The 9,876-nt window shown below is 67.5% G+C and carries 8 protein-coding genes and 1 pseudogene; 4 read left to right on the forward strand and 5 right to left on the reverse strand.

The annotated features are described in order from the left end of the window. Positions 1 to 13 precede the first annotated feature (13 nt). Positions 14 to 511, forward strand: a complete 498-nt coding sequence (gene rimI / locus JCM9942_RS06150) for a ribosomal protein S18-alanine N-acetyltransferase (protein ID WP_054658463.1) — start codon at positions 14 to 16, stop codon at positions 509 to 511. A 267-nt stretch (positions 512 to 778) separates the two neighbouring features. Here the strand turns inward: rimI and JCM9942_RS06155 are convergent. From JCM9942_RS06155 to JCM9942_RS06170, 4 genes and pseudogenes are all read right to left on the reverse strand, one after another. After that, positions 779 to 3,654 (reverse strand): annotated as a pseudogene (locus JCM9942_RS06155) (valine--tRNA ligase). Between the two features lie 34 nt (positions 3,655 to 3,688). Further along, complete coding sequence (locus tag JCM9942_RS06160; protein ID WP_054658451.1) at positions 3,689 to 3,877, reverse strand: YqaE/Pmp3 family membrane protein; 189 nt, start codon at positions 3,875 to 3,877, stop codon at positions 3,689 to 3,691. 10 nt (positions 3,878 to 3,887) lie between these two features. Further along, a complete protein-coding gene (locus JCM9942_RS06165; RefSeq protein WP_054658453.1) occupies positions 3,888 to 4,313 on the reverse strand; it encodes a DNA polymerase III subunit chi in 426 nt (141 codons plus the stop codon). A 79-nt stretch (positions 4,314 to 4,392) separates the two neighbouring features. Next, complete coding sequence (locus JCM9942_RS06170; RefSeq protein WP_054658455.1) at positions 4,393 to 5,865, reverse strand: leucyl aminopeptidase; 1,473 nt, start codon at positions 5,863 to 5,865, stop codon at positions 4,393 to 4,395. Between the two features lie 105 nt (positions 5,866 to 5,970). Between JCM9942_RS06170 and lptF the strand changes: the two genes are divergently transcribed. After that, on the forward strand, positions 5,971 to 7,053 hold the full coding sequence (gene lptF / locus JCM9942_RS06175; protein ID WP_054658457.1) for an LPS export ABC transporter permease LptF: 1,083 nt from the start codon (positions 5,971 to 5,973) through the stop codon (positions 7,051 to 7,053). Next, positions 7,050 to 8,153, forward strand: coding sequence for an LPS export ABC transporter permease LptG (lptG, locus tag JCM9942_RS06180; protein WP_054658459.1), 1,104 nt, complete (start codon positions 7,050 to 7,052; stop codon positions 8,151 to 8,153). The genes lptF and lptG overlap by 4 nt, the downstream gene beginning before the upstream one ends. Positions 8,154 to 8,210: 57 nt before the next feature. Here the strand turns inward: lptG and JCM9942_RS06185 are convergent, their stop codons facing one another. Next, positions 8,211 to 8,681: an RDD family protein gene (locus JCM9942_RS06185; protein WP_054658461.1), complete on the reverse strand. Its 471-nt coding sequence runs from the start codon at positions 8,679 to 8,681 to the stop codon at positions 8,211 to 8,213. Positions 8,682 to 8,753: 72 nt separating this feature from the next. On the opposite strand from JCM9942_RS06185, the gene xerD reads away from it, so the two are divergent. After that, a complete protein-coding gene (gene xerD, locus JCM9942_RS06190; protein WP_054658465.1) occupies positions 8,754 to 9,731 on the forward strand; it encodes a site-specific tyrosine recombinase XerD in 978 nt (325 codons plus the stop codon). The last annotated feature ends 145 nt before the right edge of the window (positions 9,732 to 9,876 follow it).

The following is a 9,876-nucleotide window of genomic DNA, read 5'->3' on the forward strand; positions in this document are numbered from 1 at the left end:
GGAAGCGCCCGCAGTGAGCGCCTCCGCCGTGCCGTCTGCGCCGGTCCTGCGTCCGTTGCAGGAGGACGATCTGGATGCGGTGATGGAGATCGAGCTGCGCGCCTATCCGTATCCGTGGACCCGCGGCATCTTCCTGGACTGCCTGCGCGCCGGATATCCCGGCCGCGTGCTTGAAAGCGGCGGCAACATGGTCGGCTACGGGATGCTCAGTCTGGCCGCCGACGAGGCGCATGTGCTCAATGTGTGTGTCGATCCGTTGTGTCAGTCGCGCGGTTACGGCCGCCGGCTGTTGCGCGAGTTGGTGCAGCTGGCCCGTGTGCGCGGCGCCATCCGGGTGTTTCTGGAAGTGCGGCCGTCCAATGCCCCGGCTCTGGCGCTGTATGAAAGCGAGGGGTTCAACGAGATCGGCCGTCGCCCACGCTACTACCCGGCCGCCAGCGGGCGCGAGGACGCGCTAGTGATGGCGATGGAACTGGTGGACGAGGACATCAGTTCGATGCCGCCGCTCTAGGTGGCCTGGATCCCTTCGGAATCAGGCCGGATCGCCGGCCACGGGCAGCAGCGCGGACAGGATCGCCGTTTCGCGCAGGGCGGCGCTGATTGCCACGGGGTTTGATGCTGGCGTTCCTGCGGACATGCAGCAGGGCGGCGAACAGGACCGCGCAGAACACTCCGGCGACATGGCCGATTTCGTTTGGGTATTCCGCCGCAGGCAGCGGCGAGGCGTAAAGAGAACGCCGCCCGCAGGCGGCGTTTTCAGTCAGCGGAGCTGCAGGGCTTACAACTTGGCGCGCTGTTCCTGCAGGCCGGCCAGCTGGGTTTCCCAGTCGACCAGGCGCACGCGCTCCTGTTCGACCACGGCCGCCGGCACCTTGTCGGTGAACTTGGACAGCTTGGTCTGGCTCTTCTCCTTCTCCGCCGAAACGCGGGCGATCTCTTTGTCCAGGCGCGCGCGCTCGGCGTCCAGATCGACCAGGCCTTCCAGCGGCACCAGCAGCTTGAGCTCGCCGACCACCGCCGGGGCTACCGGCGGGCAGGCTCATCGTTGGCCAGCCAGCTGACCGTTTCGAGCTTGAGCAGGAAGCGCAGCTGGGCGGTGAAACGCTCCACCCGGCTGCGGTCGGCCGTGGTGCCGCCCTGCAGCAGCAGCTTGATCTGCTTGGACGGCGGCACGTTCAGCTCGCTGCGCACGCGGCGCAACGCGCTGACCATGGTCTTGAACCATTCCACGTCGGCTTCGGCCTGGGCGTAGTCGCCGGCGAACTCGGCGGCGGTCGGGTAGCTGCGCAGTGACAGCGTGTCCACTTCCAGGCCCAGGCGCGGCGCCACCTGCTTCCACAGCTGCTCGGTGACGAACGGGGTCAGCGGGTGCAGCAGGCGCAGCACGGCTTCCAGCACGTACAGCAGGGTGTGGCGGGTGCTGGCGGCGTCGGTGGCGTTGTCGGCCGCTCCCGGCGTCCTGCCTTCAGCGGCACTCGTGCTTCCTTGCACAACGCCGTTGAGCGCCGGCTTGGTCAGCTCCAGGAACCAGTCGCAGAACTCGTTCCAGACGAACTCGTACAGCGCCTGCGCCAGCAGGTCGAAGCGGTAGTCGGCGAAGTGCTGCTGCGCTTCGGCCGCGACCTTGGCCAGACGCGCCAGGATCCAGCGCTCGGCATCGGTGCGCGGCTGCGGTGCGCCGCTGAAGCTCGCACCTTCAGTGTTCATCAGGGTGAAGCGGCTGGCGTTCCACAGCTTGTTGCAGAAGTTCTTGTAGCCCTCGGCACGGCCCATGTCGAACTTGATGTCGCGGCCGTGGGTGGCCAGCGCGGCGATGGTGAAGCGCAGCGCGTCGGCACCGTGGGCAATGATGCCGTCCGGGAATTCCTTGCGGGTGGCTTTCTCGATCTTCTCGGCCATCTTCGGCTGCATCAGGCCGTGGGTGCGCTTGGCGACCAGGTCGTCGATGGTGATGCCGTCGATGATGTCCAGCGGGTCGAGCACATTGCCCTTGGACTTGGACATCTTCTGGCCCTGCGCATCGCGGATCAGGCCGGTGATGTAGACGTCCTTGAACGGGATCTGCCCGGTGAAGCTGTCGGTGGCCATGATCATGCGCGCCACCCAGAAGAAGATGATGTCAAAGCCGGTGACCAGCACGTTCGACGGCAGGTAGCGCTCGAAACCGCGCTGCGCCATGGCCGCTTCATTCGGCCAGCCCAGCGTGGAGAACGGCCACAGCTGCGAGGAGAACCAGGTCTCCAGCACGTCGCTGTCCTGGGTCAGCACCACGTCGGCGCCCAGGCCGGCCTTGGCGCGGGCGTCGGCCTCGTTGCGACCCACGTAGCAGTTGCCGGCCTCGTCGAACCACGCCGGGATGCGGTGGCCCCACCACAGCTGGCGGCTGATGCACCAGTCCTGGATGTTTTCCATCCAGTGGCGGTAGGTGTTGATCCAGTTGCCCGGCACGAATTTGATGCTGCCGTTCTCGACCAGTTCCAGGCCGCGCTTGGCCAGCCCGTCCATCTTCACGAACCACTGGTCGGTCAGATAGGGCTCGATCACCTGGCCGGTGCGATCGCCACGCGGCACCTGCAGCCTGTGCGCCTTGGTCTCGACCAGGATGCCGAGGTCTTCCAGCTCGGCCAGGATCAGCTTGCGCGCGTCGTAACGGTCCAGCCCGCGGTATTTTTCCGGAGCGTTGTCGTTGAGCGTGGCGGTGGGGGTGAACAGGTTGATCATCGGCAGGCTGTGACGTACGCCCACCTGGTAATCGTTGAAGTCGTGCGCCGGGGTCACCTTGACCACGCCGGTGCCGAAGGCCTTGTCCACATACTCGTCGCCGATCACCGGCACGCTGCGGCCGGTCAGCGGCAGGGTCACGCGCTTGCCGATCAGGTGTGCGTAGCGGCTGTCTTCCGGGTGCACCATCACTGCGGTGTCGCCGAGCAGGGTTTCCGGGCGGGTGGTGGCCACGACCAGATAGTTGCGGGTCTCGCGCAGGGTCTCGTTGCCGTCGGCATCCACTTCGACGTGCTCGTAGCTGGCGCCGTCTTCCAGCGCGTAGGCGATCGACCACATGAAGCCGTCTTCTTCCACGCTCTCCACTTCCAGGTCGGAAATGGCGGTCTTGAGCACCGGATCCCAGTTGACCAGGCGCTGGCCCCGGTAGATCAGGCCCTGTTCGTGCCAACGCAGGAAGGACTCGATCACCGCCTCGCTCGGGCCCGGGTCCATGGTGAAGGTGCTGCGCGACCAGTCGGCCGAGGTGCCCAGGCGGCGCATCTGGCCTTCGATCACGTTGCCCGAATGCGCCTTCCACTCCCACACCTTGTCGATGAAGCCATCGCGGCCCAGCGAATCGCGGGTTTCACCCTTGCCTTCCAGCGCCAGGTTGCGGCTGACCACCATCTCGGTGGCGATGCCGGCGTGGTCGGTACCCACCTGCCACAGCGTGTCGTAGCCGCGCATGCGGTGGTAGCGGATCAGCGCATCCATCAGCGTCTGCTGGAAGGCGTGGCCCATGTGCAGGGTGCCGGTGACGTTCGGCGGCGGCAGCAGGATGGTGTACGGCTCGCCCTTGCCGGACGGCTTGAAATGGCCGGCCTTCTCCCACCCATCGTAGAGATCGGTTTCGAAGGATTTGGGGTCGTAGCTGGAGGCGAGTTGGGTCATGCGGGGAAAACCGGAAAAAGGCGGGGAAGGGAGATCAGCGGCCCAGGGCGCGCTGGATCTTCTGGTCGGTGTGGTATTGGCTGACCGCGTAGGCGGCCCAGATGGCGCCGGGCAGCCAGCCGATCAGGGTCAGCTGCAGGATCAGGCAGACAATGCCGGAAATGGGGCGGCCGATGGTGAAGAAAGCCAGCCACGGCAACAGGATGGCGATCAGCAGGCGCATGGGTAGTCCTTTACATGTCGTATTTGTTGAGCGTGTAGCCGGCGGCCTTGTACTGGCGCCAGCGCTCACGCAGCGGTTCGCGTGCGGCCGGATCGGCCGGCACCACTTCCAGCACCCGGTCGCAGGCACCCAGATAGGGCTCGTCGCGCAGGTTGATCACCAGCGGCCGCTGCGGCGCCTCGGCGCCCGGCGTGGCGATCAGCACGATGGCTTCCTCCTCGTCCACATCCTCGCCGACGATCTGGTGCGGGATGTAGGCGTCCGGGTCGAAGGACCACAGCAGCTCGTCCAGCTCCTCGGCCTGGGCGGCATCGCGCGCCAGCACCAGGGTGTACAGGTTCCCGTCGTTGGCCTTGCGGGCCAGCTCGCACACCAGCCGCAGCGGTTCGGTGAGGAAGCGCGGCTTGGCGATCAGGTAGAAATCGGCACGGGACATGAAGACTCGATGCGTGAAGAAGGAAGAAGCCGCGGACCAAGGCCGGAGGTTGCAGCCGGCCCTGGTCTGGTAACGCTTGTTACGCGGTGCGGTCCAGCAGCCACTGGCTCAGCAGGCCGACCGGCCGGCCGGTGGCCATGCCGCGCTTGCCTTCATCGCTGGCCACGCCGGCGATATCCAGATGCGCCCAGCGCTGGCCTTCGGTGAAGCGCGACAGGAAGCAGCCGGCGGTGATCGCGCCACCCCAGCGGCCGCCGATGTTGTAGACGTCGGCGAAGGTCGAATCCAGCAGCGGCTGGTATTCGTCCCACAGCGGCAGGCGCCAGGCGCGGTCGAACACGTGCTCGCCGGCGGCCAGCAGTTCGTTGGCCAGATCGTCGTGCTTGCTCATCAGGCCGGCGGTCTGGTGGCCCAGGGCGACCATGCAGGCACCGGTGAGCGTCGCCACGTCGATCAGCGCGGCCGGCTCGAAGCGCTGCGCGTAGGTCAGCGCGTCGCACAGGATCAGGCGGCCTTCGGCGTCGGTGTTGCCCACTTCGATGGTCTTGCCCGACATCGAGGTGATCACGTCCGAGGGGCGGTAGGCGTTGCCGTCGATGGCGTTCTCCACCGCCGGCACCACCACCACCAGGTTCAGCGGCAGCTTGGCCTTCACCGCGGCGACGAAGGTGCCGATCACGTTGGCCGCGCCGCACATGTCGTACTTCATTTCCTCGATGCCGCCCTGGGTCTTCAGGTTGACGCCGCCGGTATCGAAGGTGATGCCCTTGCCGACCAGCACGTACGGCTTGGCGTCACCGCCGTTGTTCCACTTCAGCACCACCAGCTTCGGCCGGTTGGCCGAGCCGCGGGCCACGGCCAGCAGCGAGCCCATGCCCAGGGCTTCCATCTGCGCCTCGTCCAGGACCTCGGCTTCGGCACCGTCGTGTTCGGCGGCGAACTTGAGCGAGGACTCGGCCAGATAGGCCGGGGTGCAGTAGTTCGGCGGCAGGTTGCCCAGCTCGCGGGCGTATTCCACGCCCGAAGCAATCGCCTGGCCCTGGGCCAGCGCGGTGTCGTCGGTACCCAGGACCGCCAGCGTTTCCAGACCGGCCGGCTCGGGCTTCTTCTTGCCGAAGGTGGCGCTGTAGCGGTAGCTGGCGTGGTTGGCGGTGATCACCGCCTGGCGGATGTTCCAGGCCGCATCGCGGCCGGCGACCGGCAGTTCGGCCAAAGTGAGCAGGGCGCTGCGGGTGGCGCCGCTCTTCAGGGCGCGGGCGGCATCGCCGACGGCCTTGATGTACTGGGCCACGCCGAACTTGGCCGGATCGCCCAGGCCGATCACCAGCACGCGCGGGGCGGTGACGCCGGCCACATCGTGCAGCAGTGTCGAATTGCCGGTCTTGCCGCCGACATCCCCCCGCTCGACCAGCGCCTTGAGGCGTCCGCCGGCGACGGCATCCAGCGCCTGCGCGGCCGGGGACAGCGACTTGTCGGCGAAAGCGCCAACGACGATGCAATCGAATCCGGCGGTGGCCGGGGCGGCGTGGTTCAGGGTGAATTCCAGAGACATTGATCAGATTCCGTTGCCAAATCCGTACAATCGCGGTCTGTTCATGCATGGCCGGTGTGGCCGGGCATCCCGCGGACGAAACCGAGAGTTTAAACCACCGACCCCATGGCGAAGCTTGACCGCTACCTGCTGAGCGACTTCATCCAGAGCTTTCTGGCCACTTTGACAGTCCTGCTGGTGGTGAGCGTGGGCGGCGTGCTGGTGGATATCCTCGGCCGCATCGCCGACGGCCGCATGCCTGCCGGCCTGCTGCTGTCGCAGCTGGGCCTGCAGTTCATCGCCTATCTGCCCATCATCCTGCCGCTGGCGCTGATGCTGGGCCTGGCGCTGGCCATCGCCCGGCTGTACCGGGATTCTGAAATGGCGGTGCTGACCGCCGTCGGTGTCGGTCCCCGGCGCCTGCTCAAGCCGATCCTGATGCTGGTGGTGCCGGTGGTGCTGGTGGTCGGGCTGTGCTCGTTGTGGCTGGGGCCGTGGGCCAGCCGCACCGCCACGGCGATGGTTGAAAGCGCCAGCCGCTCGATGGTGGTGGCCGGACTGGAGCCGGGCCAGTTCACCTCGCTGCCGGGAGGCGGCATCGTCTATCTGTCCTCGCTCAGCGAGAACGGCACCCGCATGGGCAAGGTGTTCATGCAGCGGCAGAAGGATGGCCGGATCGACTTGGTGTCGGCCAACGAAGGTTCAATGTTTTTTGAGGGCGAGCGCCAGCGTTTCCTGCGGCTGGAAGACGGCTACCGTGTCGAGGGGCCGGAAAATGGCGCGCTGGACTACCGCCTGATGCGCTATGCCAGCAACGAGGTCGGTCTGCCCGACCGCGAGGACGCGCGGGAGCAGGATGATCCGGAAATGCTGTCCACGCTGCAGCTGTTGTCCGATCCGCGGGTGGAGGCCAAGGCCCAGCTGCACTGGCGCATCACTCCGCCGCTGCTGGCGCTGGCGTTCGCCCTGCTGACCCTGCCGCTGGCGCGCAGTGCGCCGCGGCAACAGCGTTATGGCCCGATCATGCTGGCCTTCCTGGCCTATCTGGTGGGTATCAACCTGATGATCGTGGGTACCCAGTGGCTGGCCAAGGGCAAACTGCCGGCCGCCGCCGGCCTGTGGTGGCTGACGCTGCCGTTGCTGGCACTGGCGCTGTGGCTGTACTTTCGCGACGGCCGGCTGGCCCGCCGCCGGAGGGCGGCGGCATGAGGCTGATGCCGCGTATCCATGACCTGTATATCGGTCGCACCGTGCTGCTGACGGTTGCGGTCGTCTGGATGGTGCTGCTGGGCCTGGATGCGATCCTGGCACTGTCCGGCGAGGCCAAGAACATCGGCCAGGGCAGCTACACCTTCGGCCATGCGATCGCCTGGACCGCCTATACGCTGCCGCGCCGTGCCTACACGCTGTTCCCGATGGCGGCGGTGATCGGTGCGCTGATGGGGCTTGGGCAGCTGGCCGCGACCTCGGAGCTGACCGCGTTGCGGGCGGTGGGTGTGTCGCGGCGGCGGATCGCGATATCGGTGGCGATCGCGCTGTCGCTGCTGACGGCAGTGATGGTCATCAATGGCGAGACCCTGTCGCCGTGGGCGCAGAACCGCGCCGATGCACTGCGTTCCAGTGCCCGCTACGAGACCGACATGGCCATGGCCCGGTATTCGGGATTGTGGGCCCGCGAAGGCGATACCTTCCTCAATGCGCAGACCGGTGAGGAGCAGTTGACCGAAGACGGTGCCACCCGGCTGGTGCTGCATGACGTGCGCCTGTACGAGCTGGATGCGGCCGGTCGTCTGGCCACGCTGACCTACGCGGTGACTGCGCGGCATGACGCCGGCGGCTGGGTGTTGGAGAAGGTCCGCCGCGACCGCTTCGCTGAGCGCGTAGTCACGCGCACCACGGTCGAAAGCGAGCCGTGGAACTCGCAGCTGGATGCGGCCGCGCTGGCGGCCGGTCTGGCCAAGCCGCGCAACCTCAGTGCCGCCGAGCTGCGCACCAGCATCGAGTACCGCAAGCGCAACGGGCTGGACGCGCGTGATTACGAGGACACCTACTGGGGGCGCTGGTTCTATCCGTTGAACGTGCTGGCGCTGTGCCTGGCGGCGGTGCCGTTCGCCTTCGGTTCGCTGCGCAGTGGCGGCATGGGCAAGCGGCTGTTCATGGGGATGCTGTTCGCGCTGGGCTTTTTGCTGCTGCAGATGTTCTTCAGCCGCATGGCCGGCGCGCTCAAGTTCGACTACCGCATCGCCTATGCGTTGCCGCCGATCCTGATGCTGCTGATCTCGCGCTGGCTGTTCCACCGGCGGCGCTGAACGCCGGCCGCGCGCAAATGCACGGGGCCGCACAGCCGAGGCTGCGGCGTAGTCGGGTCAGTCGCCGCGGGGGATGCGCACCAGCCGGGTGCCGCTGAGGCGGTCATGCAAGGTCAGCTTCTGCCTGTCGACCAGCGCCCACCAGAAGCCCAGTCCGCCGCACAGCAGTGACACGGTGCCGCCGAGATAGCGCAGCCACAGCGTGGACCAGCGAAGCGGCGCGCCCGTTTCGCCACGCAGGTACAGCTGCCACGGGCGCATGCCCAGGGTCTGGCCACCGCGTCGCCAGCTGATGGTGGCGTACAGGCCGGCGATGACCCAGCAGCTCAGCCACAGCAGCCATTGCAGTGCGCTGAAGGGGGCGATGTTCTCGCGCGCGCCGTGCCCGGCAACAGTGAAGCCCAGGGTGAACAGCGCCGACAGCAGCATCCACAGCGCCAGTGCCGGCCATAGGTCATAAAACAGGGCGGCCAGGCGGCGCGGCAGCAGCGCGCTGGGGCGTTCGGGGACGGCGCTCGGTTCGCTCATGGGGCGAGCATACGGGCTTGTGGCCCGCGGTTGGCTGGGCGCCGGCGGCGGGCAGGTTCTATGCTGTTGCCGATGTCTTCGATTACGACTCCCGCCGAACGCCGCCAGCTGGTGCGGCAGCTGCCGCCGTTGCGCGATGCCGATGGCCGCCACATCCAGCGTTTTCTCGATGCGATCTGGGCCGAGCAGGGCCTGGCGCGGGCCTCGCTGGACAGCTACCGCCGCGATCTGGAAGGCCTGGCGCGCTGGCGTGACGGTGCCGGTGGCGGTCTGGCCGGGATCGATCGTGCCGGACTGTTCGACTATCTGGCCTGGCGCACCCGGCACGGCTGGACGGCGCGCAGCAATGCGCGCCTGCTCTCGGCCCTGCGTGCGTTCTTCGCGCTGGCGGTGCGCCGCGGAGAACGTGCCGAAGATCCGGCCGCGCTGCTGGAGCCACCGAAGCTGCCACGTCCGCTGCCCAAGGCGTTGGCGGAAAGCCAGATCGAGGCGCTGCTGGCGGCACCCGATATCGGCACTCCGGTCGGCCTGCGCGACCGGGCGATGCTGGAACTGATGTACGCCGCCGGCCTGCGGGTGAGTGAGCTGGTCCATCTGCCGGCCAACGCGGTCAACCTGCGCCAGGGCGTGCTGCGGGTCACCGGCAAGGGCAGCCGGGAGCGGCTGGTGCCGCTGGGCGAGGAATCCCAGCACTGGCTGGAGCGCTATCTGGATCAGGCCCGGCCGCTGCTGACCGGCGGCAAGCCGGTGCCGGCCACGATAGATGGGCAGGTGCCGCTGTTTGTCGATGACAAACGCCAGCCGCTCAGCCGCCAGCAGTTCTGGGCGCTGGTCAAAACCTGTGCCGCCGTGGCGGGGATCGATCCGGCGAGAATCAGTCCGCACGGCCTGCGCCACAGCTTCGCCACGCATCTGCTCAATCACGGCGCAGATCTGCGCGCGCTGCAGATGCTGCTGGGGCACAGCTCGCTGTCCACCACCCAGATCTACACCCTGGTGGCGCGCGAGCACCTGCAGAAGCTGCATCGCCGGCACCATCCGCGCGGATAGGTCGGGCGCCGGCGGCGGTATGCGAGAATCGCCGGGTTGCCCCTTTCTCTTCAGGTTGCCGATGTTCCGAATTGCCATTGCCGCGCTGCTGGGCGCGATCAGCCTTTCCGCCTGCGCGCAGCAGACCCCGTCGGCCCGGCCTGCG

Source organism: Stenotrophomonas pictorum JCM 9942 (genome assembly GCF_001310775.1).
GTDB lineage: Bacteria > Pseudomonadota > Gammaproteobacteria > Xanthomonadales > Xanthomonadaceae > Stenotrophomonas > Stenotrophomonas pictorum.

Coding starts and splice junctions, on each gene's coding strand:
- JCM9942_RS06160 (WP_054658451.1), bottom strand. CDS start 3,877: ATGCGCCTGCTGATCGCCATCCTGTTGCCGTGGCTGGCTTTCTTCACC.
- JCM9942_RS06165 (WP_054658453.1), bottom strand. CDS start 4,313: ATGTCCCGTGCCGATTTCTACCTGATCGCCAAGCCGCGCTTCCTCACC.
- JCM9942_RS06170 (WP_054658455.1), bottom strand. CDS start 5,865: ATGTCTCTGGAATTCACCCTGAACCACGCCGCCCCGGCCACCGCCGGA.
- lptF (WP_054658457.1), top strand. CDS start 5,971: ATGGCGAAGCTTGACCGCTACCTGCTGAGCGACTTCATCCAGAGCTTT.
- lptG (WP_054658459.1), top strand. CDS start 7,050: ATGAGGCTGATGCCGCGTATCCATGACCTGTATATCGGTCGCACCGTG.
- JCM9942_RS06185 (WP_054658461.1), bottom strand. CDS start 8,681: ATGAGCGAACCGAGCGCCGTCCCCGAACGCCCCAGCGCGCTGCTGCCG.
- xerD (WP_054658465.1), top strand. CDS start 8,754: ATGTCTTCGATTACGACTCCCGCCGAACGCCGCCAGCTGGTGCGGCAG.